Genomic DNA, 23,563 nt, shown 5'->3' on the forward strand with positions numbered 1-23,563 from the left:
TTATGAAAAAAAATGACCCATACGCTGCTCTGCGTTATAAAGAATTCAATATTTTTTTATTGCTGCGTTTTGCTATGGTTTTTGGATGGTCGATGCAATTCATCGTCATTGAATGGGAAGTATACAGTTTGACCAAAAATCCGTTATCATTAGGAATCATCGGATTAATGGAAGTTATTCCGGCGATTTCGATGGCTTTGTTTGCCGGACACATTGTGGATCAAAAAGAGAAAAAAGGATTGCTTTTCAAATGTATTTTAGGGTTTTCAATCATCAGTTTGGGCTTGTTTTTATTTACGTGGCCACCGTTTATAAAAGATTTTTCTACTCAAACTATTTTATATTCCATTTACTTTTTCGTGTTTTTGGGAGGATTGGTTCGTGCTTTTCTTGGTCCGACGATATTTTCTCTTTTGGCATTGATTGTCCCAAAAAAAATATATCCAAATGCTGCCACCTGGAGCAGTTCCGTTTGGCAAATAAGTTCGGTTTTAGGTCCAGCAGTAGCTGGTTTTTCAATCAATTGGATTGGCGTTCACTGGTCAATGTCCATCGTTTTGGGATGTTCGCTTTTAGCGTTAATCGCTTTAACCCAAATTGCAACGAAGCCTATTTTGAATCCAAAAATTGGCGAACCCATTATGGAAAGTTTGAAAGAAGGTGTGAAATTTGTGTTCAATAATAAGACTATTTTCGGTGCTTTATCACTGGACATGATTGCCGTTCTTTTTGGCGGAGCCGTTGCGTTGTTGCCAATTTTTGCACAAGATATTTTGAAAGTGGGACCGCAGGGATTTGGTGTTTTGAGAGCCGCTCCGGCTGTTGGCGCTTTCTTGATGTTAATAATCTCAGCATATATTCCTTTTACTAAAAATGCGGGTATGAAATTGTTGTCGGCTATTTTTGCGTTTGGGATTTGTATTATCGTTTTTGGACTTTCTTCTATTTTTTGGTTGTCCGTTGCAGCTTTATTTTTTAGCGGTGTTTTCGATGGGATTTCGGTGGTGATACGCCAAACTATTTTGCAATTGAAGACTCCAGATCACATGCGAGGCCGAGTAGCTGCCGTGAATTCAATATTTGTAGGTTCATCTAATGAATTGGGTGCTTTTGAAAGCGGATTAACTGCGAAGCTGATGGGAACTGTTAGCGCAGTGGTCTTTGGCGGAAGCATGACACTGATTACCGTGTTTCTTACCGGAGCCGTATCGCCTACTTTTAGAAAACTGGACTTACAAAAAGATATTGAAGAACACGAAAAGAGCGAGTAATAAATAGTTTTTTTAGAAAAAAACACTTCCTATAGCAAGTCGGTAAAATAATCTCAAGATTACTTACCGACTTTTTTATGCCTTTTTTATGTTTTATTATTTAGAACAAATATAAATAATACTTATATTTGTTTCAAACTGATGACAGATGCAAGAAATAAAACAAATATATCATAACAATTTAGGCACCGCTTTTTACTGGAGAAAGAATAATGATTTAGTATTGGACAAAGTCCAACTTGTTTTTAGAGAAATGGGTTTTTATTTTACCAAACAAGAACTGCAACTATTTAAGCGCTGTATTGAGGACAGCTATATCCAAAATAAATGTTGCGACGATTGTGAACTGAAAAACAAATGCCACAAATTTTTACTAAAAACGCCTTGTTCCCAAATTGACTTAGCCGTTTCTATGGAAGAATTAGATGCCGTAAAAGACTTGGTGGAAGGCACTTTGTTTAAAATAAATTTGGATGATTATTTATATGGCGAGGGAATGAATTAGTTTATTTCACTAACTATCTAAGCATTTTTTGTATACACGAACGAAACACTCTCACCTCCGTTGAAAGAAGCTTACAGCATAACAAATTTGAATCCATAATTGTGTGGAGTTTCTTCAACTAACTACTCTTTAATCTGATTGGTATTTTTCTCTTTGTAAACTTTGTACAAGCCAATCATTAAAAATAAAGCTCCAAGGATGATATTTCTATATGGTCCTTTATTGATTTCAAATGAAAAATCATCTAAGTCTACAGATAACATCCCCATTAGTAGCAATATTGACCCAAGTAAAAAAAAGAATTTAGACACCTTATTTTCAGCTTTCACAATTTAATTTTTATAATGATTTTAATACTTTTTAATCTCAAAATTCTCGCCATCAAAAACGCCATAGGTAAAATACGTAATCCAGTCACCCAGATTCACATACTCTGCATTTTCTCCTACGGTTACTTTCATAGGCAAATGGCGGTGGCCAAAAATAAGGTAATTGTAGTGTTTGGTTTCCAGTTTCCTTTTGGAATAGAGAATCAGCCATTCGTTGTCTTCGCCAAGAAAGGTTACATCTTCATCACCAGAAATAAGTTTGTTCTTTACGGAAAGATATTGCGCCAGTTTGACGCCAATATCCGGATGAAGCCATCTAAAAAGCCATTTGAAAAACGGATTTGTAAACACCTTTTTCATGCGTTTGTATCCTAAATCACCCGGACCTTTTCCGTCTCCGTGGCCAATAAGGAATGTTTTATCTCCAAAAGTGTATTCTTGATTGTCATGAAACACAGGAATATTCAGTTCTTTCTGGAAATAATCGGCCATCCATAAATCATGGTTTCCCACAAAGAAATAAATAGGGATTCCGCTGTCTCGGATTTCTGCGAGTTTGCCTAAAACACGAATAAATCCTTTTGGGACTACGGTTTTGTATTCGAACCAAAAATCAAATAAATCGCCCAACAGAAAAATAGCTTCTGCATCGCCTTTTACCTCGTCGAGCCAAGCCACGAATTTTTGTTCTCTAGGAAAACTCAATTCAGGTGTTGGTGCGCCAAAATGTTGATCGGAGGCGAAATATATTTTTTTGTTATGGGGTAATTGCATGAATTTACAGTATGGATTTCATATTATCACTGGCAAACCATTCTGCAAAAGAAGATTCGGTTTCCTGTAATTTTAAGGAAAAAAGCGTGATTCCTTGCGGTAATCTATTGATGATTCTTTGAGAAAAATCGACTACCATATTTTCACTAGTTGGCTGGTAATCTACCAAAATAACGTGGTGTCCGCGGGTCATTAATTCATTTGCCAATTCGATATGCGGCGTTGTTCCGTTGAAAACTGTCGCATGGTCAAATTGATCTACAATTTCTTCTTTTACAATTTTCTTTAAATCCGTGAAGTCAATCACCATTCCAAATTTTACATTGGAACGATCCGTAATTGGAGTTCCAATTACTGTTACTGACAATTTATAACTATGTCCGTGAACATTTTTACATTTCCCGTCATACCCGTATAAGGCGTGTCCGGTTTCGAAACTAAATTGTTTTGTAATTCTGATATTGCTCATCGGAGTTTAATTTTGATGCAAATTTAGCAAATTGATATGAGAAATGTGATGTAAATCTTTCCCCTCCCCAAGAGAGAGGGAGATAGTATGGAATTATTTTGCTTATAATCTGAATTTGATAGTTCCCAAATGTTCTAGCCCTGATGGAAACGGCATCCTTTTTATAAGGTGATTTTTCTTCACCTTATAAAAAGATATAGTGAACAGCAGGAAATAGCTCCTGAAAAAAATTCAGAATTAATCCTGAAAAAATTACTTTTTGAATTGGGACAACGCTTTTCTGGTAAAATCAGACAACACCAATTTACCCGAAATAGCGGCACGTTCCAACAATAATGTGTCCCAATGTTGCGTTCCTTCCCACAACACTTTTTTCATTTCCAGTAAAGCTTCGGGATTATAACTGGATAATTTAGCGCTGAAATCAGCTATTGCGGCATCCAGTTCTTCGACGGTTTCAAAAGTATTGGCGTACAATCCTTTGGCTGCGGCCCAATCAGCGGTTTTCCATTCTTGAGCTGCCAGCGTCATTTCGGCCATTGCCGTCTTTCCGATTTTATTGGAAACTACAGGTTCTATTACAAAGGGACCAATTCCGATGGCCAATTCCGATAGTTTTATTGATGCGTTTTTTGTAGCTAAGACATAATCACAAGCGGATGCAATTCCTACACCGCCGCCTACTGCTTTTCCGTGAACTCGGCCCACAATAAGCTTAGAACACGAACGCATGGCATTGATTAAATGTGCAAATCCAGAGAAAAAATGGGCTCCTGCGGCTTCATCCGAAACGGCCAAAAGTTCATCAAAAGAAGCGCCTGCACAAAAAGCTCCCGAGCCTTCACTTTGAATAACAATCACCGAAACAGCTGGATTTGAACTCAAAACAGCGAACTCATTCGTTAAACGATCTAACAATTCTCTTGGAAAAGAATTGCTCGAAGGATGACCAAATGAAAGGGTTGCGATTTTATTTTCGATTGTTGTGAAGAGCGAACCTGTTGGGTTTTCTGATACCATAGCGGGGATTTTGATGTAAAGTTAAAAAAAGTAAAGTAGGATTTGGCTTTTTTTCAAATAGAATAGATTTGTAATTTGAAATTTGCTTTTTGGAAAATTTATATGTTATATTTGCGAACACGTTTGGGGGATTAGCTCATTTGGCTAGAGTACTTGCCTGGCAGGCAAGGGGTGACCGGTTCGAATCCGGTATTCTCCACAAAACAAAACCGTAAAATCTTTTAAGTAAGAGTTTACGGTTTTTTTTATTTTTATAATCAAAGACAACTATTTCGAATAATCTATTTTTCCAACAGTTCGCATCACGCGCACGATTTTAGCTTTTCGTCTGTTGATATACGAGGAAGAACTGGTTGCCGAATATTTTCTAGGATTGGGTAATATCGCAGCAATTCCAGCTGCCTGCATCGGTGTAAGACTCGATGCATCTTTTCGGTACCAATGTTCTGCAGCCGCTTGTGCTCCATAAACACCATTTCCCATTTCGATACTATTCAAGTACACTTCCATGATGCGTTCTTTACCCCAAATAATTTCAATCAGAACCGTAAAATAAGCTTCAAGTCCTTTTCTTAAATAACTTCGGCCTTGCCAAAGAAAAACATTTTTGGCTGTTTGTTGTGATATGGTACTTCCACCTTTAATTCTTCGACCTCTTTCATTGCTTTTATAAGCTTTTTGCATGGCGACAAAATCAAAACCATTGTGTTTCAGGAACGTTCCATCTTCACTGGCGATTACGGCTTTTTGAAGATTCATCGAGATATTTTCAATTGGTTCCCAGTCGTGGCTGAAAAAAACTTCTTTTCCGGCAGCTTTATTTTCAATCGCCCGAATCACCATTAAAGGCGTAAACGGAACGGGGACAAATTTAAAAAATACCACAAAAAATAAAGAGAGTCCAAAGAACCATAGCAATGCTTTGAATAAAAAACGGGTTAGTTTGCTCATAAAAGAGGTCGGTTCTTTTTTAACGGGTTGTCTTGATTTTCTTGGTGTTATTTTCGTTGCCATTATACTAAATCTGCTAATTCTGTTCCAATTAAACTTCCTATTGCCACTCCCATTCCACCCAATCGTACGCCACAGTAGGCATTATCGGACAGTTGTGAAACGATAGGATTCTTACTATTGCCAATACCCATAATCCCGCTCCAACGGTGTGCAATATGGAAATCTTGATTCGGCAAAATTACTTCTTTTAATAATTGTTCCAATTTATTTTGGACGATTTCTGTTTGTCCAAATTCGGTTGTGTTTTCCGTCTCAAAATCCAGGTTTCTTCCTCCGCCCAATAGTATTCTGTCGCCAATATTCCTAAAATAATAATACCCTCTATCAAGGTGAAAAGTTCCTTTTATGTCTAAATTTTTAATGGGCTCTGTGATTAAAACCTGTGCTCTGGCTGGTTTAACAGCTCCATTTGTCAATCCGTTTGCAAAACCATTAGTCGCAAACAATATTTTTTTAGTACTAAAACTGAAATCGCCAAGCGCAACTTCCACTCTATTTCCTTTGTCGAAATAAGAGGTAACAGTTTGTTGGTTTAGAATTAAAATATTTTTAGAAACCGCTTCTTTCAATAACGCCTGTATCATATTTCCGGTATCAATCTGTGCTTCAAAAGGATTGAAAACTAAATATTCCTGTATCCCGCCAAATCCAAAACGATCTACTTCTTTGGCAAAAACATCCGCTTTGAAAAGAGGTCTTAAAATTTCATTGATGAATGGTAATTTCCCGACACATTCACTGTAACAACTTTCATCGTCTTTTAAAAATAACTCATATCCGCCATAAGGTTTGAAATCTATCGTGCCATCACCGAGTCTTTTTCGCAACAATTGCAATCCTTTCCAACGTTTTTGGATAAGATGAATTACTTCTTCTTCCGAATGTGACTTTAAATCATCTATTATTTCTGAAAGGCTACCAAAACATGCAAAACCTGCATTTTTAGTACTTGCGCCTTGTGGCAATATCCCTTTTTCCAATACCAGAATTTTACTTTCCGGGAATCTTTCGCGCAAGCGCAATGCAGCGTGCAAGCCCACAATACCGCTTCCTACGATGGTGTAATCGACATCAGTAAACCAGTTTTTTAATTCCCAATAGCTCAAATCCATGTCCAAATATTTTTCATAAAATTAATAATTTTTTGGATTTATTCTCAATTTATTTCAGGAGCTAATCCCGCTCTCCGTTTCAATCTTTCTAGTCTTGAACTTGTTTCAGAATCCTGAAAAAAGTTCAAGACCAGAAAGGATTTCCACTTTTATCGGGGCTAAAAAGCAAGTGTTAAAAACGAAAAAACATCAATTTAAATTGGCTAATTTTAGCATTCGAAAAAATCAATTAATACAATGAAAAAAATACTGTTTATACCCTTATTAATGATGAGTTTAACTGCTATGGCGCAAAATGTAATGACTCCGGAACTGCTCTGGAAACTAGGAAGAGTCACTCCTTTAGGTATTTCCAAAGATGGAAAAAATGTAGTTTATAAAGTAACGACTCCTTCGGTTCAAGAAAACAAATCGGACTCAAAATTCTATACTTTGTCCGTAAATGGAGGAAATCCAACCGAAGTAAAAGATACCAAAGACTTATTAAAAGACAAAAATACTTCTCCGAACGGGAAATATATCGTCTATAATGAAGAAGTAAAAATCGAAAAAGTTCACGGAAAAGATTTTTATCCGGAACTGGAAAAATCAGACGTTCAAATCTACGACGGATTGAATTACCGCCATTGGGATACTTGGAACGAAGGCAAATACAATCATGTTTTTTACAAAGAAAACAAAGAAGGCGCAGTGGGAATTGACATTATGAAAGGCGAAAATTTTGACAGTCCACAAAAACCTTTTGGTGGAGACGAAGATTATATTTGGTCGCCAGACAGCAAAAGCATCTTATACGTCAGCAAGAAAAAAGCAGGAACCGATTATGCTGTATCCACCAACACCAATATTTTCGAATACAATCTAGAAACAGGAAAAACCAGCAATAGAACCGAGGAAAACCTAGGATATGATACCGCGCCACAATTTTCTCCAACAGGAAATTTGACTTGGTTGCAAATGAAACGCGACGGTTATGAAGCCGATAAAAACGACCTGATAGTGAGTTTCAAAGGCATGAAAATGAACTTAACGGCGAATTGGGACGGAACAGTTGATCATTTCATTTGGAGTCCTGACGGGAAAAAAATCTATTTTGTGGCGCCGATAGACGGAACCAAACAATTGTTTGAAGTTAATTTTCCAGGTCTGACCAAAATAGCAATCACTGTTCGCCAAATCACAACTGGCGATTTTGATGTCAATGATTTAGTTGGTTTCTCTGGCGATAACATCATCGTAACGAAAACCGACATGAATCATGCGGCGGAAATTTTTTCATATAATTTAAACAAAAATACTTGGAAACAACTTTCCAATGTCAATTCGACAACCTATAATTCATTGGCGCTTAGCAAAACAGAAAGAAGATATGTAACGACTACGGATGGCAAAAAAATGTTGGTATGGGTCGTTCTCCCACCTAATTTTGACGCCACAAAAAAATATCCAACGCTTTTATACTGTCAAGGTGGACCACAATCTGCGTTGACACAGTTTTATTCCTACCGATGGAATTTGCAGTTGATGGCTGCCAACGGCTATATTGTCGTGGCTCCAAACCGTCGCGGAATGCCGGGTCACGGTGTAGAATGGAATGAGCAAATCAGCAAAGACTGGGGTGGACAAGTGATTGACGATTACCTATCAGCGATTGATGACGTAGCAAAGGAAAAATATGTTGATGCGACTCGTTTAGGATGCGTTGGCGCTAGTTACGGAGGATATTCCGTTTTCTATTTAGCGGGAATACACAACAACCGATTCAAAACATTTATTGCCCACGATGGCGTTTTCAATACCCAAAGCATGTTTGGAACTACTGAGGAAGTTTTCTTTAGCAACTGGGATTTTGGTGGTGCATATTGGGAGAAAGACAATGTTGTAGCTCAAAAAGCCTACACGACTTTTAATCCAATGACTTTAGTGGAAAAATGGAACAAACCTATTTTAATTATTCAGGGCGGAAAAGATTTTCGTGTACCAATTGGACAAGGTCAAGAAGCTTTTCAAGCAGCACAATTGCGTGGCATAAAAAGTAGATTCTTGTATTTTCCAGAAGAAAACCACTGGGTGCTGAAACCACAAAATGCCCAGGTTTGGCAAGGTGAATTTTTCAAATGGCTGAAAGAAACCTTGTAGATTCAAACTTATAAAAGAAATTAAACCTCACTCACCGGTGAGGTTTTTTTGTTCCCTTCAAAATATTTTGAATATCTTAACTTTAAAGCCTTTTCTAATTTTTATCTTTGAAAAATGGACAATAAAAAAAGCTACATTCCGATAAAAGTTTTCGTAAGCTACGTAGTTTTAGTACTGCTTTTTGGAAGCGTTGGCTGGTTTCTATATTCTGAAAACAAGAGTTTTTCTTCAACTGAAAGAAGTTTTACGGAGAAAAACGGGTCTATTTTGAAGGTCAGCAATGTCTTATCAGATTTATACAAAACAGAAAGTCTGGCCAGAATCGCTATTCAGTCTGAATCTGAAAAAGATTTCAAAAATTATGTTGCAAAGACGAAAGCACTGAAAGTTGACATTGATTCCTTGAAAGCTGCGGTTTCTACTCCATATCAAATCACATTACTGGACAGTGTACAGGTTTTATTGTCCAAAAAAATCCAGAACATTCAGCAATTAAAAGCTATAAAAAACAAAACCGAAGATGAAATCGCAGTCAGTAATGCCATCTCCGATTTGACAAAAATGGAGTCTTCGATGCGGAAACTTCAATTAGAAGATTTTGTAAAAAACCCTGCAATGATGGGAGATTATGAGCGCAATGTACTCAAGAAATATGTTGCCTATCTCAATCAAAACATTCCTGATGACAGTACCAACACGTTAAGTAAAAAGGCCTCTGATTCTATTTTATCCGTTTCAAAAATGTTGGTGAATGAAGTACAAAAAGAGACTGCAAATAAGAAAAAACTATTGAGTCTTGAAGAAAACAAATTGCTCCAAAATGAACTTTTAATCTCGGACCAATTGAGAAAAGTTCTTGGGATTATAGAACGAGAGATTATTCTTAACACCACCAAAAGCTATTTAGGAAGAGAGAAATCTTTAAAAAAAACCAATCAAATTGTTACTACCGCAGCGATAATTGGATTACTGCTGACATTGTTTTTTCTGATTTTAATATTGAATGATTTTTCTAAGACACAATCTTACAAGAAACAATTGGAGGCTGCTAATCTTAAGGCTAAAAAATTGCTTACCAGCAGAGAGCAACTTATTTCAACGGTAAGCCATGATTTAAAAACGCCTTTAAGCACTATTATTGGGTATACTGAACTGCTTGGTAATTCAGATTTAAACACCAAGCAATTGCACTTTACCAAGAGCATCAAGGGTTCCTCGGATTATATTTCAAAACTGGTTCAGGACTTATTGGATTTCACGCAAATCGAAGCCGGAAAAATCTCTATTGAAAAAATTGCATTCTCTTTACCTGATATCATCACCGAAGTAAGCAACAGTATTCAATCCGTTTACATTCAAAAACCGATACAACTCATCATTGAAATTGACCCTAAACTACACCAAAAAATAATTGGAGATCCGTTTCGCTTAAGACAAATATTATCTAATATCATTGGGAATGCTTTCAAATTTACCGAAGAGGGATTTATAAAAATAGAGGCTAACGTTCATTCAGAAACCAATACAATAATTATACTAATCGAAGATTCCGGTATTGGAATTGCAGAAAAGAACCAGCAATTAATTTTTGAAGAATTTACGCAAGCCGATGAAAAAATAGAAAAAAAATATGGAGGAACAGGTTTGGGCCTTACGATTTCCAGAAAAATGGTCGCTATTTTAGGCGGTGAATTGCGTTTGAAAAGTAAACTGGGCACTGGAAGTATTTTTGAAATCCAAATTCCGTTAATTTTTGATCCCCAATTATCTCGTAGTGAAACACCTATCGAAATCTCAAAAAAGCAATACACCGCAATTATTATTGATGACGATCAAAGTTTATTACAGTTGACTACAGAAGTTTTGCGCCAGCATCAATATGTTGTTTTCCCTTTTGACAAGGCACAAGATGCGCTTTCTTGGATAAAAAACAATTCTTTCGACTTCATCATTACTGATATTCAGATGCCAGTTATGGATGGTTTTTCATTTTTGAATGAATTACAAAATAAAACCATCTCCAATTATGAAAACCAGCCTGCCATTGCGGTAACGGGAAGAAATGATATCGATTTAGAACACTACCAAAATTCTGGATTTACAACCGTTATCAGGAAACCATACACTCCAAAAACTGTTTTGGAAACCATCAAAGCTATACTCGATAATAGTGAAATTCCTGCAGTTGTACCTGCGATGAATCATCCTAAAAAAACATCAAAAAAGTACACATTGAAACCCCTCAAATCATTCTTATCAGATGATAAAGAAGCTTTGAAAGAAATTTTAGAATCGTTTATGACGAATACAATAGAAAGTTTAAATGAATTAGAAAGAGCTGCGACTGAAAGCAATTTTGAGGAAATAAAAAATATCGCCCATAAAATGAATCCAATGTTCAAGCAGATAAAAGCATTGGATATTAGTACAATTTTAGACCAACTGGAACTTCAGGATCTTTCTTTTGATGTAATTAAAAATTCTGTTTCCGATTTAAAAAATAAAATAACGGCTCTATTTGTTCATCTAGTAAAGGAAAAAAATTAATTAATATTGTACAATTTCAATTTATTGTACAATGTTTTTCTGTTGATTTTAAGCAATTTTGCCGCCTCCGTTTTATTATTATTCGTTTTATTTAAAGCTTCCATGATAGTTTCTTTTTCATTTTCTGACAAAGAAAAATCAGTGGTTACTTTTTCTTCATTTTGAAAAAATTCAGCCGGAAGCGCCGCTTTTTCAACAAAATCTCCTTGTGTTAAAAGTGTTGCTCTTTTGATACAGTTTTGAAGTTCCCTAAGATTTCCAGGCCATCTATAATTTTGAAAAATAGTCATCACTTCAGATGAAAATCCGAGGACATTTTTGTTTAATTCCTGATTTGATTTTTCCAGAAAAAAATCTGAAAAGAGCATTAAATCTTCATTCCTTTCTTTTAATGAAGGTGAATGAATAGAGAATTCGTTGATTCTGTGATACAAATCTTCGCGGAAATCACCTTTTTTTACTGCTTCTCGCAAATCTTCATTTGTTGCGGTAATAATTCTGATATCGACGTCGATTTCTTTATTACTACCCACGGGTTTAATTTTTCTTTCCTGTAAAGCGCGCAACAATTGTATTTGGTTTTCATAAGAAAGATTTCCTATTTCATCCAAGAATATAGTCCCTCCATTTGCTGCTTCAAAAAAACCTATTTTATCCTGAATTGCACCCGTAAAAGATCCTTTTACATGTCCAAAAAATTCACTCGCAGCCAGCTCTTTTGGAATGGAACCACAATCAACCGCAATGAAATTAGTGTTTTTTCTCGAGCTATTTTCATGAATACTTTTGGCAATTACTTCTTTTCCTGTTCCACTTTCGCCGATAATTAAAACCGACATATTTGTTGGACTGACCAATTGGATGTACTCAGCAAGTTTTTGGGAAGCTTTAGAAATTCCCTTAACAAATTTATTTTCTTCTTTTTTTGTTGCTTGCTTTTTACTTTTAGAAATTGAAGCAACATTATTAGGTTCTTTATTCTCGTAATGAAGGGCATTATTGATAACCAAAAGCACTTCTTCTGGATTGAAAGGCTTGGAGATATAATCTGCTGCGCCATTTTTTATCGCTTTTACAGCAGTACTCACATCCGAATATCCAGTCATTAATAACACTGGAACAGCAGGATGAGTAGCTTTTATTTCAGTCATAAGTAGAATTCCATCATAATCAGGAAGTCTTAAATCCGTGATAATTAGATCAAATTCAGTATTTTTTATTTTAGATTTCGCTTCCGCAGCTGAAAATGCTGTCGTTACCTCAAAGGATTTTTTTATCAGAAATTTTTCTAATAATTTACAAAAAGCTACATCATCTTCAATCAATAAAATTTTAGTCATTACATTTTAACTTTAATGCTAAAATAAAGTTATTTAAATTGTATTCTCATAATTTTTTGCAAAAAAAAGAGAGACTGTTAAAACAATCTCTCTTTTTAAAAATAAAAATTTCCCCAAATTATTTATTTATCCAGTTCCCAGCAGCATCCGCGTAAACAGTAGCTTTTTGGTCTTTAACTGTGATTTCTAGTTTGTATTCTTTTTTTTCATTGATGTATGCTTTTCCTAGAACCGCTCCAGGATAGGCAGTTTCCAAAGCTTTTTTTACTGCATCAGGAACTGTTTCAACTTCAATATATCCTTCTTGAAAAACTGAAGATTGATTTTGTACCTGCTCTGTTGGAACTTCTCCCGCATAACTTGATAAACTTCCTAAAACGATTGCTGCTGATAAGAGTAATTTTTTCATACTATTTTATTTTAATTGCTATTATTTAATCTTTTATTTCTGAATCCATTTTCCTGTTTCATCTGCAAACAGATTTCCTTTTTTGTCTCCAAGAGTTACATCTAATTTGTACTCTTTTTTGGCATTAATATATGCTTTGTCTAAAATCGCACTAGGGTAAGTCGCCTTCAAAGCCTCAGTTATAGCAACTGGAACTTCTTCAAGTTTCACTTCGGTATATTCTTCTTGAACCGTTACCGTTTTTGTAACCTCATTGGTATTTGGAACTGAAGCTGCATAAGTTGATAAACTTCCTAAAACGATTGCTGCGGATAAAATTAATTTTTTCATGATATGTGTTTTTAAATTATTTATTTGTTATTGTTGTTTAGTATAATAGAATAATCATACCATTCTTCAAACGCTACACAAAAGAGTCGTAAACCCTTTAAAAACAACGTTTTTCAAAATTTAATAATTTTTTATATTTGGGAAAAGTGGGTAATCAACTGAGTAACCTGTATAATTTTTACACAAAATAGGTCGCATCAGAAACTGTTTTAAACAAAAAAAACCTTGCATCACTGCAAGGTTCTTTAACGTAATTGTATAATTTCTATTCTGGATCGTTCATTTTGAAAGTATCCATAAATGCAGTTGTATAATCTCCTGATATGTAACGAGGATCATCCATTAACTGTCTGTGAAAAGGAATGGTCGTTTTTATACCTTCAATAACGAATTCATCTAAGGCTCTTCTCATCTTACTAATTGCTTCCTCGCGAGATTGAGCTGTAGTAATAAGTTTTGCAATCATTGAATCATAATTTGGCGGAATAGTATACCCAGAATACACATGTGTATCTAAACGTACACCGTGTCCTCCTGGCATATGCAACGTAGTGATTTTCCCCGGAGATGGACGGAAATCATTGTAAGGATCTTCCGCGTTAATACGACATTCTATAGCGTGTAACTGCGGTAAATAATTTCTACCTGAAATTGCTACTCCAGCTGCAACAAGAATTTGCTCACGAATTAAATCATAATCAATAACCTGTTCCGTAATAGGATGCTCCACTTGGATACGCGTATTCATTTCCATAAAGTAGAAATTACGGTGCTTATCCACTAGGAATTCTACAGTTCCGGCTCCTTCATACTTAATATATTCGGCAGCTTTAACTGCTGCTTCTCCCATTTTATGACGCAATTCTTCGGTCATAAATGGAGATGGAGTTTCTTCAGTTAATTTCTGATGACGTCTTTGTACAGAGCAGTCTCTTTCAGAAAGGTGACATGCTTTTCCGTAAGCATCACCCACAACTTGAATTTCGATATGACGAGGCTCTTCGATTAATTTCTCCAGGTACATTCCGTCATTACCAAAAGCTGCAGCAGATTCCTGACGGGCACCTTCCCAAGCTTTTAATAATTCATCTTCTTTCCAAACCGCACGCATTCCTTTTCCACCACCACCAGCAGTAGCTTTAAGCATTACTGGAAAACCAAAATCTCTTGATAATTGTAGGGCTTGGTCATACGATTCTAAAATTCCTACTGAACCGGGAACACAAGGAACGCCTGCTTCAATCATAGTCGCTTTAGCAGAAGCTTTGTCTCCCATTCTATCAATCATTTCAGGAGAAGCTCCAATGAATTTGATACCATGTTCTTGACAAATTTTAGAAAATTTAGAATTTTCAGAAAGAAATCCATATCCTGGATGTATCGCATCTGCATTTGTAATTTCGGCAGCGGCAATTATATTTGACATCTTCAAATAGGACAAGTTGCTTGGAGGTGGTCCTATACAAACCGCTTCGTCAGCAAACTTAACGTGTAGACTTTCGGCATCAGCAGTAGAATAAACGGCAACTGTTTTGATACCCATTTCCTTGCACGTTCTAATTACGCGTAACGCAATTTCCCCTCTATTTGCAATTAATATTTTTTTAAACATCTTTTTTTGAAATTTTAAATGTTGAATTTTAAATTTTAAATTATTTCAAATAACGAAAACTCATCATTCAAAATTTATAATTTATAATTTATAATTTCTTATGATGGATCTACTAAGAATAAAGGTTGGTCAAACTCTACTGGCGACATATCGTCAACCAATATTTTTACGATTTTACCAGAAACTTCAGATTCAATTTCATTAAATAATTTCATTGCTTCGATTACACAAAGAACGTCACCTTTAGAAATTGTTTTACCTACTTCAACAAACATTGGTTTATCTGGAGATGGTTTTCTGTAAAAAGTTCCAATAATTGGTGATTTTATAGTGATGTAATGAGCATTTTCTACTACAGGAGCTTCTGGAGCAGCTGCTACTGGAGCAATTTGCTGAGGAACTGCCGCTTGCTGAAGTGGTGCTTGAGCAGGCATTTGCTGAACATACGTGGTTTCTGTTACATTTCCTTCTAAAGTTGTTCTGATAGTGATTTTTACATCATCCATCTCCAACTTAACTTCTGCAACTCCTGAATTTGCTACAAACTTGATAAGATTTTGAATTTCTTTTAAATCCATAATTATTTGTTTTTAGTTTAAATTTATTTTTTGTCGTACGCCCATTTTAGATAAATAGAACCCCATGTGAATCCTCCACCAAAAGCTGCCAAAATTATAGTGTCTCCTTTTTTGAATAAATGTTCAAAATCGCTAAGTACTAATGGTAAAGTAGCAGAAGTGGTATTTCCATATTTTTCGATATTCATCAGCACTTTAGAATCTTCTAGATTCATTCTATTTGCTGTTGCATCGATGATACGTTTATTGGCTTGATGAGGAACTAACCAATCTACATCTTCATTTGTCAAATTATTTCTTTTCAAAATTAATTCGCTTGAATCAGCCATATTTGTCACAGCATATTTAAATACCGTTTTCCCATCTTGTATAATATTATGCCTTTTTTCTTTTATTGTATCAATAGAAGTTGGGTGAAGTGAACCTCCAGCATCAATTTTTAAAAAATCCCTGCCAATTCCGTCACTGCGCAAGTATTCGTCTTGCAATCCTAATCCTTCATAATTAGGTTCGAATAATACTGCACCAGCACCATCTCCAAAAATAATACAAGTTGATCTATCAGTATAATCAACGATTGAGGACATCTTATCAGCACCAATTAAAAGTACTTTTTTATATCTACCGGATTGTATGTAAGCAGCTGCGGTTGACATTCCAAATAAGAAACTGGAACAAGCAGCCTGCAAATCATAAGAAAAAGCATTAGTTGCTCCAATTTGAGTGGCAACATATACGCCTGTAGCGGCTACTGGCATATCCGGTGTAGCGGTTGCCATAATCAACAAATCTATTTCCAGCGGATCAATATTAGCCTTGGCTAATAAATCTTGTGCCGCTTTTATGGCCAAAAAAGAAGTTCCTTTTTCATCGTCTTTTAGGATTCTTCTTTCTTTTATTCCTGTACGAGAGGTGATCCACTCGTCATTGGTATCTACCATAGCTTCAAGAGCTTTGTTCGTTAGTACAAAGTCTGGAACATAGGCTCCAACAGCGGTAATTGCGGCTGTAATTGTATTCATCGTATGCGTTTATTTCTAGCCAAATGTTGCCATTTGAAAATTTTTTAAAAGACTCGAAATTTACAAAAAAAATTCCACTCTCATTGATTTGGAACTTCTTATTTAATTAAAATTATAGACAACAAAAAAACTCTCACGATGTGAGAGTTCGAATATCATTTACAAAAATGTATTAAGCAACAGCTACAGATTTATCTATAACAACTTGCCCTCTGTAGTACATTTTACCTTCATGCCAGTAAGCTCTGTGGTATAAGTGTGCTTCTCCAGTGATAGGACAAGTAGCGATTTGTGCTACAGTAGCTTTGTAATGTGTTCTTCTTTTATCTCTTCTTGTTTTGGAGATTTTTCTCTTAGGATGCGCCATTTTACTATATTATTTATCCGTTAATAGTTGCTTTAATTTGTCCCATCGCGGGTCAATATTTTCTTCTTCTTTATTTTCTTCTTTTATTTCTTTTACTGCAAGTTCATTCAGCTTAGTCAAAGCTTCCGTTTGTAAACTTCCGTCTTTTATGCCTGGATGAACACGTCTTAGAGGCACTGACAACACAATCATTTCATAAATATATTGTGCAATATCTATCTCAAATTCTCCGTGAGGTAAAATTAACAATTCCTCATTGTCATTATTAAATTCTTCACCAAAACGAACGATTAATTTCATTTTGCCTTTGATTGGCATATCAAAATCTTCGCTGGTAAGATCACAAGGTACATTTACAACACCTTTATGCTTAAAACTCAACTCTAACAGCGTACTTTTCTTCTCTAAAACTACATTTACTTTGATATTTGAATTTTGATATTCATTATAATCAAAGATTTCAAAGAACGCATTACTGATTTGATACTCAAAATGATGTTTCCCTAGCTTTAATCCTATAAAAGGAATTAAATATTCTTTTGTGTTCTTCATTTCAACAACAATTTGCCCCTAAACTTCGGGAGTGCAAAGATATAAAATTATTGCAAATCTAATAATGTTATTCACTTTTTTTTGTTCACAACTGCTTTTCTTTTGTTTTCAATGGTTTCTCACTGATTTCGGCATGTTGATTTCTTGAGTGATAAATGTCTAAAGCCAGATATACCGCCTCTTTAAAAGAGTTGAAATCCGCTATTCCCTTTCCTGCTATGTCATAAGCCGTACCATGATCCGGCGACGTTCTTATTTTATTTAAACCCGCAGTATAATTCACTCCTTTACCAAAAGATAATGTTTTAAAAGGAATCAATCCCTGATCGTGATAAGTAGCGATAACTGCGTCGTATTTCTCGTATTGGTTACTGCCAAAAAAACCATCTGCAGCAAAAGGTCCAAAAACTAAAGTTCCTTTGTCAAATATTTTTTTTAATGCAGGCTTTAATATCAAGTCATCCTCAGTTCCAATAACTCCACCGTCACCACAATGTGGATTCAATCCCAAAACTGCAATTTTAGGCTTATTGATACTGAAATCCTGAATCAAAGACTGTTTTACGGTTTCAATTTTTTTCTTGATTAGCTCCTCCGTAAGATGAGATGCCACTTCACTTAAAGGAATATGATCCGTCAACAATCCCACTCTTAAATTATCCTGAACCATCAACATAAGTGCATTGCCTTCTAATTCCTGGTCTAAATAATCCGTATGACCCGGAAACTTAAACTCCTCAGACTGGATATTATATTTATTTATAGGCGCCGTTACCAACACATCAACCAATCCTTCTTTCAACGCTTTGGTTGCAGCAACAAATGATTTTATCGCATACTCTCCTGCTTTTGGATCATTTACACCCAGATTCAAGTCCACTCCTTCTCTCCAAAGATTCAAAACATTAATTTTACCAGGAACGATCTGATCTAGTTTATCAATGCCATGCAACAGAGAAGTAGATTGAAAACTTTTTTTTACAAAAGACAACAACTTAACATTCGCAAAGATAACAGGAGTACACAACTCTAACATACGAGAATCCTCGAATGTTTTTAAAACAACCTCGCTTCCAATACCGTTTAAATCTCCAATAGAAATTCCTACGATTATATTTTCTGCTTTTTTCATCATGACATACCGTTATTTATTGCTAATTTTGAAGTGCAAATTTAGTAAAATAAAACAAGAAATGTTTACAGGAATCATAGAAACCCTTGGCACCATCCAAGAAATAAAAAAAGAGAACACTAACGTGCACATCACGATGAATTCATCAATTACCAGCGAACTTCAAATTGACCAAAGCGTTGCTCATAACGGAATATGCCTTACGGTTGTTGCCATAAACGACACATCTTACACCGTAACAGCTATAGACGAAACCATAAAAAAAACAAACCTAGCCAATTGGAAAGTTGGTGACAGCGTCAATCTGGAAAGAGCAATGAAACTAGGCGACAGACTTGACGGACACATCGTACAAGGACATGTGGACCAAACAGGAACCTGCATCACCGCCGATGAAACTGACGGAAGCTGGCTTTACACTTTTGAATATGATGAAAACCTAAACAACATCACCATCGAGAAAGGCTCCATTACAGTAAATGGAGTAAGTTTGACAGTTGTAGACTCAAAGAAAAATCAGTTTAGCGTAGCTATTATCCCTTATACACACGAACACACCAACTTCAACACTTTTGAAGTAGGCACAAGAATAAATCTTGAATTTGATGTTATAGGAAAATATGTTTCCAGATTGTACGCAAACAAATAATAATTCCACTTTATAAAACAAAAAACTCCAATTTACATTGGAGTTTTTTGTTTTATTTTAAAATTATAAATGATGTAAATTCCAAATAGCAAAGCAACTAACATCATTGTCAATATATTTTCATCAATAGGCAATCCAGGAGGTGGTGGAGGAGGCCGTGTTCTTCCTACAGGGGAAGGTGGCGCAGGATTGGCTGCAAAAGCATTTATCATGCCTAATACAAATATCATTAAGGTAAAAAAAACGCTTTTAAAAAACTTCATAAATATTAGAAAAATAAAAGATAAATTATCCTTAAAGTATAATACACAAAAAGATATAATTTTCAGTAAAATAAGCACTTAGTTTTAACAAAAACAACAATACTCCTCACAAAAGCATATTTTTTGATGAAAAATTTGCTAAAAGTCAATATAAACAAAAAAAATCTTTCAAAATATTGAAAGATTTTTTTAAAATGTGGTCCCACCTGGGCTCGAACCAGGGACCACCTGATTATGAGTCAGGTGCTCTAACCAGCTGAGCTATAGGACCGGTTAAGAGTGTGCAATATTACCACTATTTTTCATTTGCTCCAAATATTTTTGACTTAGATTTAAATATAGTTCTATTATTAGCTTTTTTAAAACAGAAACCAACTGAATATTAGAATACTACCCATTTCACCATCATGAAATTATTTTATTTCCTGACACAATTCAATCAAGACACCATTCGTACTTTTTGGATGCAAAAACGCAACAAGCTTATTATCAGCACCTTTTTTAGGAATTTCATTCAAGACTATAAATCCTTCGTTTTTCAAACGCGCTATTTCTGCAACAATATCTTCAACATCAAAAGCGATATGATGAATTCCTTCTCCCTTTTTTTCCAGAAACTTAGCAATTGGACTATCCGGATTAGTTGCTGCGAGTAGTTCAATTTTATTGGGGCCATTCATAAAAAAAGAAGTTGTTACTCCTTCACTTTCTACCGCTTCAAATTTATATGCCGGAGCACCAAAGAGTTTTTCGAAAACTAAATTTGATACTTCCAAGTCTTTAACAGCGATTCCTATATGTTCTATTTTTCTCATTATATATTATTTGAAGGCAACGCTATTTTCGTTTGAAAATTCAAATACCGTTACTAACTATTACTGTACTATTTACTGATGTAAAATTAAACATTAAAAACAAAAAAAAGGGAAGCAATCTAAAAAGTAAGCGGAATTAAATCGCTCATAATAATTCTATAAAAAATTTCGATTGCATGAATTATAATTGTTATTTTGTAGATTCTAATTATGATTTGATATGTTGAAAAACAATTTAAAATATACCTTCTTTCTATTGCTTTTAATTACTGTTGGATGTGCAAAAAGAGGCTCCATCACTGGCGGTTTAAAAGACACCATAGCGCCTGTTTTGAAAATGAGTTACCCTGAAAATTTTAGTACCAACTTCAAAGGAAATGAAATTAAGTTGGTCTTTGACGAGAATATCAAATTGAAAAATTTGAACAAACAATTAATCATTTCACCCCCAATGAAAAACGAACCGTTGATTTTACCAACAACGGCAAGCAAAACGATTACCATAAAAATCAAAGACACGCTTCAACCCAACACAACCTACAGCTTTAATTTTGGCCAAAGCATCGCTGATAATAATGAAGGAAATCCATTCAATCAATTCAAATACGTATTTTCTACCGGCAATTATATTGACTCTTTAAGCCTTGGTGGAACAGTAAAAAGCGCCTATGACAAAGAAGTAGAATCATTTGTTTCGGTTATGCTTTATGACGTGAATGACACTTTTAAGGATTCAGTAGTATATAATGAGACCCCAAGATATGTGACTAACACATTAGATAGCCTTAAAACTTTTCGTTTTGAGAATTTAAAAGCCGGAAAATATCTGCTTGTAGCCATGAAAGACTACAATAGCAACAACAAATACAATCCAAAAACAGACAAAATTGGGTTCAGCAAAGACTTCATTACTATTCCGAATGACACCCTTTATGAGTTAGAATTATTCAAGGAAACACTCCCTTTCAAAACTTTTAAACCAACCCAAGCATCCGGAAACAGACTGTTCCTAGGATACGAAGGCAATGTGAATTCTGCGGCTGCAAGTCCAAAAATAGTACTAAAAAACAACAATGATATCTTGTCTACGATCATTACTAAATTTCCAAAAAAGGATTCCCTACAAGTCTGGTACAAACCCATCAAAGTTGATTCGCTGAATTTGGCTGTAGCCAAAGACAAATACGAAACGAACTTCAATTTTAAAATCAAAGACCAGAAAAAAGATACTTTAAAGATTTCAGCGATCCAAACCGGCAATTTGAAATTCCGTGAGCGTTTTACACTAGAAAGTTCAACTCCATTAATTCGCATTGAAAATTCGAAAATAAGTGTAATCAACAATGCAGAGGCTCCAGTAGTTTTTACATCAGAATACGATGAGTTTAATCAAAAACTATATTTTGACTTCAAAAAAGAACCTTCGGAAAACTACACTTTTGAACTCTTACCCGGAGCGCTGACTGATTTTTTTGAACAAACAAATGATACTTTAACGTATAAATTAAAAACTAATAGTACTGCTGATTGCGGGAATCTTACCGTAACATTAGAAAACGTCAAACAATTTCCTGTTATTGTAGAATTGACGAATGTAAAAGGCGATGTTTTAGCAACTGAATACACAGAAAACAACACTACAATAGCATTTAATTTAATCGAACCCGCTATTTATACCTTGCGCGCTATTTATGACACCAACAAAAATAATGAATGGGATTCCGGTAACTATTTAGAAAAACGCCAGGCCGAAGAAGTAATTTATTTCTCCAAGGAAATCGATGTCCGCGCTAATTGGGATGTAAATCAAATTTTTGATTTGAGCATTCCCTACATTCCAGAACCTAAAAAGAAAACCGATAAGAAAAACCAGAACTAGCTATTTTTTATTTCAAAAGAATCTCTGTCGTTCAAAAAACCTAATTTTTGTCTCGTTTCCAACATTTTTTCTTTATCTAATTCTACCGTAAAAAAACCTTCAGATTCTTCTGGTTTCAATACATAATTCCCCAGAAAATCGATTGCTTGTGAATGACCAATGTATTCGTACCCATTTGCATCAGTCCCGATTCTATTGACACCAATAGCATAACTCATGTTTTCTATTGCTCTAGCTTTTAATAAAGCATCCCAAGCATTGGTTCTTATTTTTGGCCAACTTGCCACATAAATCAATAAGTCATAATCCTCACTATTTCTGGAAAAAGCAGGAAATCGTAAGTCATAACAAATCAACGGACAAATTTTCCAACCCAAATAATCCACCACTATTTTTTGGTCACCACTTGTATAGACTTTATCTTCGCCAGCCAAAGTAAACAAATGCCTTTTATCATAAAACTGAATTGCTCCGGAAGGAAACACAAACACTAATCGATTGTAGAAATGCCCATTTTCCGCAATAACTAAACTTCCCGTGATAGCGCAGTTTCTGGCTTTCGCCAACACTTTAAGCCACGTTACTGTTTTACCATCCATAGTTTCAGCCACGTGTTCGGGATTCATTGTAAAGCCGCTCGTAAACATTTCCGGTAAAACAATTAAATCAACATTCTCAGTAATTGAATTGATTCTTGCTTCAAAGTAATCGCCATTTGACTTTGGATTTTCCCAAATTAAAGGAGCTTGGACCAGGGTGACTTGCATGATTTTATTTTTTATAAAAATAAGAAATATCACAATACCAGAAGTTCATTATATTAGCAAAAAACAATTTTATGAAAAAGATACTTCTTGCATGCACCATGTTATTCTCTATTTTGATTTTTGGACAAGAAAAATCAGGAGCAAAACAATTTTGGGAAAACTTACAAAAACAATGCGGAAAATCCTTTGAAGGAGAAGTAAAAGAAGGCGCTGCAAATGACACATTTCGAGATAAAAAACTGGTAATGCACGTGCGCAACTGTGACGAAAATACGATTCGGATTCCGTTTTTTGTAGGAGAGGACAAATCAAGAACATGGGTGTTAACCTATAAAAATGACCGAATCCAATTGAAACACGATCACCGCCACGAAGACGGTTCCGAAGATAAGGTGACGCAATACGGCGGAACAACCTCAAATTCTGGTTCATCAACGCTTCAGTTTTTTCCGGCAGATCAACAAACCTGTGATTTGATTCCAAATGCTTCCGCAAATGTATGGTGGATCACTTTAGACGAAACTTCTTTTACTTACAACTTAAGACGCATCGGTTCAGATCGATTGTTTACAGTAAAATTTGACTTGAAGAAAACAGTAGCAACACCTTCGGCACCTTGGGGCTGGAAAGATTAATTTAAGAATGATTATTTTGCATAAAAAAACGCA

25 protein-coding genes and 2 tRNA genes are annotated in these 23,563 nt (G+C 35.2%); 8 read left to right on the forward strand and 19 right to left on the reverse strand.

Features of this window, described 5'->3' with window-relative positions; translation table 11 throughout:
- Positions 1-2: 2 nt before the first annotated feature.
- Together IWX80_RS04440 and IWX80_RS04445 are read left to right on the forward strand one after the other, a co-directional pair.
- The gene (locus tag IWX80_RS04440; protein WP_196852314.1) at positions 3-1,271 is read left to right on the forward strand and encodes an MFS transporter; all 1,269 of its coding nucleotides are present in this window, start codon (positions 3-5) and stop codon (positions 1,269-1,271) included.
- A gap of 148 nt (positions 1,272-1,419) precedes the next feature.
- Entirely contained in the window at positions 1,420-1,776 is a 357-nt protein-coding gene (locus tag IWX80_RS04445) for a hypothetical protein (protein WP_196852315.1), read from the forward strand.
- A gap of 122 nt (positions 1,777-1,898) precedes the next feature.
- Here the strand turns inward: IWX80_RS04445 and IWX80_RS04450 are convergent, their stop codons facing one another.
- The 4 genes from IWX80_RS04450 to IWX80_RS04465 all read right to left on the reverse strand — a co-directional run bounded on the left by IWX80_RS04450 (position 1,899) and on the right by IWX80_RS04465 (position 4,368).
- Entirely contained in the window at positions 1,899-2,045 is a 147-nt protein-coding gene (locus IWX80_RS04450; protein WP_196852316.1) for a hypothetical protein, read from the reverse strand.
- A gap of 81 nt (positions 2,046-2,126) precedes the next feature.
- Positions 2,127-2,879: a UDP-2,3-diacylglucosamine diphosphatase gene (locus IWX80_RS04455; RefSeq protein WP_196852317.1), complete on the reverse strand. Its 753-nt coding sequence runs from the start codon at positions 2,877-2,879 to the stop codon at positions 2,127-2,129.
- A 4-nt stretch (positions 2,880-2,883) separates the two neighbouring features.
- A complete protein-coding gene (locus IWX80_RS04460) occupies positions 2,884-3,348 on the reverse strand; it encodes a 6-pyruvoyl trahydropterin synthase family protein (protein ID WP_113634136.1) in 465 nt (154 codons plus the stop codon).
- A gap of 252 nt (positions 3,349-3,600) precedes the next feature.
- The gene (locus IWX80_RS04465) at positions 3,601-4,368 is read right to left on the reverse strand and encodes an enoyl-CoA hydratase/isomerase family protein (RefSeq protein ID WP_196852318.1); all 768 of its coding nucleotides are present in this window, start codon (positions 4,366-4,368) and stop codon (positions 3,601-3,603) included.
- A 125-nt stretch (positions 4,369-4,493) separates the two neighbouring features.
- Here IWX80_RS04465 and IWX80_RS04470 point away from each other — a divergent pair.
- Positions 4,494-4,567 (forward strand) — tRNA-Ala (locus tag IWX80_RS04470).
- A gap of 68 nt (positions 4,568-4,635) precedes the next feature.
- Here the strand turns inward: IWX80_RS04470 and mtgA are convergent.
- Complete coding sequence (gene mtgA, locus IWX80_RS04475) at positions 4,636-5,382, reverse strand: monofunctional biosynthetic peptidoglycan transglycosylase (RefSeq protein ID WP_196852319.1); 747 nt, start codon at positions 5,380-5,382, stop codon at positions 4,636-4,638.
- Positions 5,382-6,494, reverse strand: coding sequence for an NAD(P)/FAD-dependent oxidoreductase (locus IWX80_RS04480; RefSeq protein ID WP_196852320.1), 1,113 nt, complete (start codon positions 6,492-6,494; stop codon positions 5,382-5,384). The genes mtgA and IWX80_RS04480 overlap by 1 nt, the downstream gene beginning before the upstream one ends.
- Positions 6,495-6,731: 237 nt before the next feature.
- Here IWX80_RS04480 and IWX80_RS04485 point away from each other — a divergent pair, with 237 nt between their 5' ends.
- Positions 6,732-8,633, forward strand: a complete 1,902-nt coding sequence (locus IWX80_RS04485; protein ID WP_196852321.1) for a S9 family peptidase — start codon at positions 6,732-6,734, stop codon at positions 8,631-8,633.
- A 114-nt stretch (positions 8,634-8,747) separates the two neighbouring features.
- Complete coding sequence (locus IWX80_RS04490) at positions 8,748-11,180, forward strand: ATP-binding response regulator (RefSeq protein ID WP_196852322.1); 2,433 nt, start codon at positions 8,748-8,750, stop codon at positions 11,178-11,180.
- Here the strand turns inward: IWX80_RS04490 and IWX80_RS04495 are convergent.
- The 9 genes from IWX80_RS04495 to pdxA all read right to left on the reverse strand — a co-directional run bounded on the left by IWX80_RS04495 (position 11,177) and on the right by pdxA (position 18,525).
- Positions 11,177-12,520, reverse strand: coding sequence for a sigma-54-dependent transcriptional regulator (locus IWX80_RS04495; protein ID WP_196852323.1), 1,344 nt, complete (start codon positions 12,518-12,520; stop codon positions 11,177-11,179). The two genes, IWX80_RS04490 and IWX80_RS04495, sit on opposite strands and share 4 nt — an antisense overlap.
- Before the next feature lie 118 nt (positions 12,521-12,638).
- Entirely contained in the window at positions 12,639-12,929 is a 291-nt protein-coding gene (locus IWX80_RS04500) for a hypothetical protein (RefSeq protein ID WP_196852324.1), read from the reverse strand.
- 33 nt (positions 12,930-12,962) lie between these two features.
- The gene (locus tag IWX80_RS04505; protein ID WP_196852325.1) at positions 12,963-13,259 is read right to left on the reverse strand and encodes a hypothetical protein; all 297 of its coding nucleotides are present in this window, start codon (positions 13,257-13,259) and stop codon (positions 12,963-12,965) included.
- Between the two features lie 265 nt (positions 13,260-13,524).
- Entirely contained in the window at positions 13,525-14,871 is a 1,347-nt protein-coding gene (gene accC, locus IWX80_RS04510; RefSeq protein WP_113634145.1) for an acetyl-CoA carboxylase biotin carboxylase subunit, read from the reverse strand.
- 98 nt (positions 14,872-14,969) lie between these two features.
- Positions 14,970-15,449 (reverse strand): acetyl-CoA carboxylase biotin carboxyl carrier protein, encoded by a 480-nt coding sequence (accB, locus tag IWX80_RS04515; protein ID WP_196852326.1) that lies wholly within the window; start codon positions 15,447-15,449, stop codon positions 14,970-14,972.
- 23 nt (positions 15,450-15,472) lie between these two features.
- Positions 15,473-16,471: a beta-ketoacyl-ACP synthase III gene (locus IWX80_RS04520; RefSeq protein ID WP_113634147.1), complete on the reverse strand. Its 999-nt coding sequence runs from the start codon at positions 16,469-16,471 to the stop codon at positions 15,473-15,475.
- Between the two features lie 172 nt (positions 16,472-16,643).
- On the reverse strand, positions 16,644-16,838 hold the full coding sequence (gene rpmF / locus IWX80_RS04525; protein ID WP_007137315.1) for a 50S ribosomal protein L32: 195 nt from the start codon (positions 16,836-16,838) through the stop codon (positions 16,644-16,646).
- Between the two features lie 9 nt (positions 16,839-16,847).
- The gene (locus tag IWX80_RS04530; RefSeq protein ID WP_113634148.1) at positions 16,848-17,390 is read right to left on the reverse strand and encodes a YceD family protein; all 543 of its coding nucleotides are present in this window, start codon (positions 17,388-17,390) and stop codon (positions 16,848-16,850) included.
- 85 nt (positions 17,391-17,475) lie between these two features.
- Entirely contained in the window at positions 17,476-18,525 is a 1,050-nt protein-coding gene (gene pdxA, locus IWX80_RS04535; protein WP_196852327.1) for a 4-hydroxythreonine-4-phosphate dehydrogenase PdxA, read from the reverse strand.
- A 58-nt stretch (positions 18,526-18,583) separates the two neighbouring features.
- Between pdxA and IWX80_RS04540 the strand changes: the two genes are divergently transcribed.
- Complete coding sequence (locus tag IWX80_RS04540; protein WP_196852328.1) at positions 18,584-19,171, forward strand: riboflavin synthase; 588 nt, start codon at positions 18,584-18,586, stop codon at positions 19,169-19,171.
- A 32-nt stretch (positions 19,172-19,203) separates the two neighbouring features.
- On the opposite strand, the gene IWX80_RS04545 is transcribed toward IWX80_RS04540, so the two are convergent.
- The 3 genes from IWX80_RS04545 to mce all read right to left on the reverse strand — a co-directional run bounded on the left by IWX80_RS04545 (position 19,204) and on the right by mce (position 20,249).
- A complete protein-coding gene (locus IWX80_RS04545) occupies positions 19,204-19,401 on the reverse strand; it encodes a hypothetical protein (RefSeq protein WP_196852329.1) in 198 nt (65 codons plus the stop codon).
- A 230-nt stretch (positions 19,402-19,631) separates the two neighbouring features.
- Positions 19,632-19,705, reverse strand: a tRNA-Ile gene (locus IWX80_RS04550).
- A gap of 142 nt (positions 19,706-19,847) precedes the next feature.
- Entirely contained in the window at positions 19,848-20,249 is a 402-nt protein-coding gene (mce, locus tag IWX80_RS04555; RefSeq protein ID WP_196852330.1) for a methylmalonyl-CoA epimerase, read from the reverse strand.
- Positions 20,250-20,469: 220 nt separating this feature from the next.
- Here mce and IWX80_RS04560 point away from each other — a divergent pair, with 220 nt between their 5' ends.
- Entirely contained in the window at positions 20,470-22,128 is a 1,659-nt protein-coding gene (locus tag IWX80_RS04560; RefSeq protein ID WP_196852331.1) for an Ig-like domain-containing protein, read from the forward strand.
- Here the strand turns inward: IWX80_RS04560 and IWX80_RS04565 are convergent.
- Positions 22,125-22,895, reverse strand: coding sequence for an amidohydrolase (locus IWX80_RS04565; protein WP_196852332.1), 771 nt, complete (start codon positions 22,893-22,895; stop codon positions 22,125-22,127). The two genes, IWX80_RS04560 and IWX80_RS04565, sit on opposite strands and share 4 nt — an antisense overlap.
- Positions 22,896-22,966: 71 nt before the next feature.
- Between IWX80_RS04565 and IWX80_RS04570 the strand changes: the two genes are divergently transcribed.
- Positions 22,967-23,530 carry a hypothetical protein gene (locus IWX80_RS04570; RefSeq protein WP_196852333.1) on the forward strand — a complete coding sequence of 188 codons (564 nt, stop codon included), beginning with the start codon at positions 22,967-22,969 and terminating at the stop codon, positions 23,528-23,530.
- Positions 23,531-23,563: the final 33 nt, after the last annotated feature.

The organism is Flavobacterium sp. CAN_S2, assembly GCF_015752255.1.
GTDB lineage: Bacteria > Bacteroidota > Bacteroidia > Flavobacteriales > Flavobacteriaceae > Flavobacterium.

Excerpts from the sequence above, each read along its gene's own strand:
- IWX80_RS04520 (WP_113634147.1), bottom strand. The coding sequence starts at position 16,471 with ATGAATACAATTACAGCCGCAATTACCGCTGTTGGAGCCTATGTTCCA.
- IWX80_RS04500 (WP_196852324.1), bottom strand. The coding sequence starts at position 12,929 with ATGAAAAAATTACTCTTATCAGCAGCAATCGTTTTAGGAAGTTTATCA.
- accB (WP_196852326.1), bottom strand. The coding sequence starts at position 15,449 with ATGGATTTAAAAGAAATTCAAAATCTTATCAAGTTTGTAGCAAATTCA.
- IWX80_RS04490 (WP_196852322.1), top strand. The coding sequence starts at position 8,748 with ATGGACAATAAAAAAAGCTACATTCCGATAAAAGTTTTCGTAAGCTAC.
- mce (WP_196852330.1), bottom strand. The coding sequence starts at position 20,249 with ATGAGAAAAATAGAACATATAGGAATCGCTGTTAAAGACTTGGAAGTA.
- IWX80_RS04540 (WP_196852328.1), top strand. The coding sequence starts at position 18,584 with ATGTTTACAGGAATCATAGAAACCCTTGGCACCATCCAAGAAATAAAA.
- accC (WP_113634145.1), bottom strand. The coding sequence starts at position 14,871 with ATGTTTAAAAAAATATTAATTGCAAATAGAGGGGAAATTGCGTTACGC.
- IWX80_RS04495 (WP_196852323.1), bottom strand. The coding sequence starts at position 12,520 with ATGACTAAAATTTTATTGATTGAAGATGATGTAGCTTTTTGTAAATTA.
- IWX80_RS04460 (WP_113634136.1), bottom strand. The coding sequence starts at position 3,348 with ATGAGCAATATCAGAATTACAAAACAATTTAGTTTCGAAACCGGACAC.
- IWX80_RS04440 (WP_196852314.1), top strand. The coding sequence starts at position 3 with ATGAAAAAAAATGACCCATACGCTGCTCTGCGTTATAAAGAATTCAAT.
- IWX80_RS04445 (WP_196852315.1), top strand. The coding sequence starts at position 1,420 with ATGCAAGAAATAAAACAAATATATCATAACAATTTAGGCACCGCTTTT.
- IWX80_RS04455 (WP_196852317.1), bottom strand. The coding sequence starts at position 2,879 with ATGCAATTACCCCATAACAAAAAAATATATTTCGCCTCCGATCAACAT.
- IWX80_RS04505 (WP_196852325.1), bottom strand. The coding sequence starts at position 13,259 with ATGAAAAAATTAATTTTATCCGCAGCAATCGTTTTAGGAAGTTTATCA.
- pdxA (WP_196852327.1), bottom strand. The coding sequence starts at position 18,525 with ATGATGAAAAAAGCAGAAAATATAATCGTAGGAATTTCTATTGGAGAT.
- IWX80_RS04545 (WP_196852329.1), bottom strand. The coding sequence starts at position 19,401 with ATGATATTTGTATTAGGCATGATAAATGCTTTTGCAGCCAATCCTGCG.
- IWX80_RS04485 (WP_196852321.1), top strand. The coding sequence starts at position 6,732 with ATGAAAAAAATACTGTTTATACCCTTATTAATGATGAGTTTAACTGCT.
- IWX80_RS04465 (WP_196852318.1), bottom strand. The coding sequence starts at position 4,368 with ATGGTATCAGAAAACCCAACAGGTTCGCTCTTCACAACAATCGAAAAT.
- mtgA (WP_196852319.1), bottom strand. The coding sequence starts at position 5,382 with ATGGCAACGAAAATAACACCAAGAAAATCAAGACAACCCGTTAAAAAA.
- IWX80_RS04565 (WP_196852332.1), bottom strand. The coding sequence starts at position 22,895 with ATGCAAGTCACCCTGGTCCAAGCTCCTTTAATTTGGGAAAATCCAAAG.
- IWX80_RS04530 (WP_113634148.1), bottom strand. The coding sequence starts at position 17,390 with ATGAAGAACACAAAAGAATATTTAATTCCTTTTATAGGATTAAAGCTA.
- IWX80_RS04480 (WP_196852320.1), bottom strand. The coding sequence starts at position 6,494 with ATGGATTTGAGCTATTGGGAATTAAAAAACTGGTTTACTGATGTCGAT.
- IWX80_RS04450 (WP_196852316.1), bottom strand. The coding sequence starts at position 2,045 with ATGGGGATGTTATCTGTAGACTTAGATGATTTTTCATTTGAAATCAAT.
- rpmF (WP_007137315.1), bottom strand. The coding sequence starts at position 16,838 with ATGGCGCATCCTAAGAGAAAAATCTCCAAAACAAGAAGAGATAAAAGA.
- IWX80_RS04570 (WP_196852333.1), top strand. The coding sequence starts at position 22,967 with ATGAAAAAGATACTTCTTGCATGCACCATGTTATTCTCTATTTTGATT.
- IWX80_RS04560 (WP_196852331.1), top strand. The coding sequence starts at position 20,470 with ATGTTGAAAAACAATTTAAAATATACCTTCTTTCTATTGCTTTTAATT.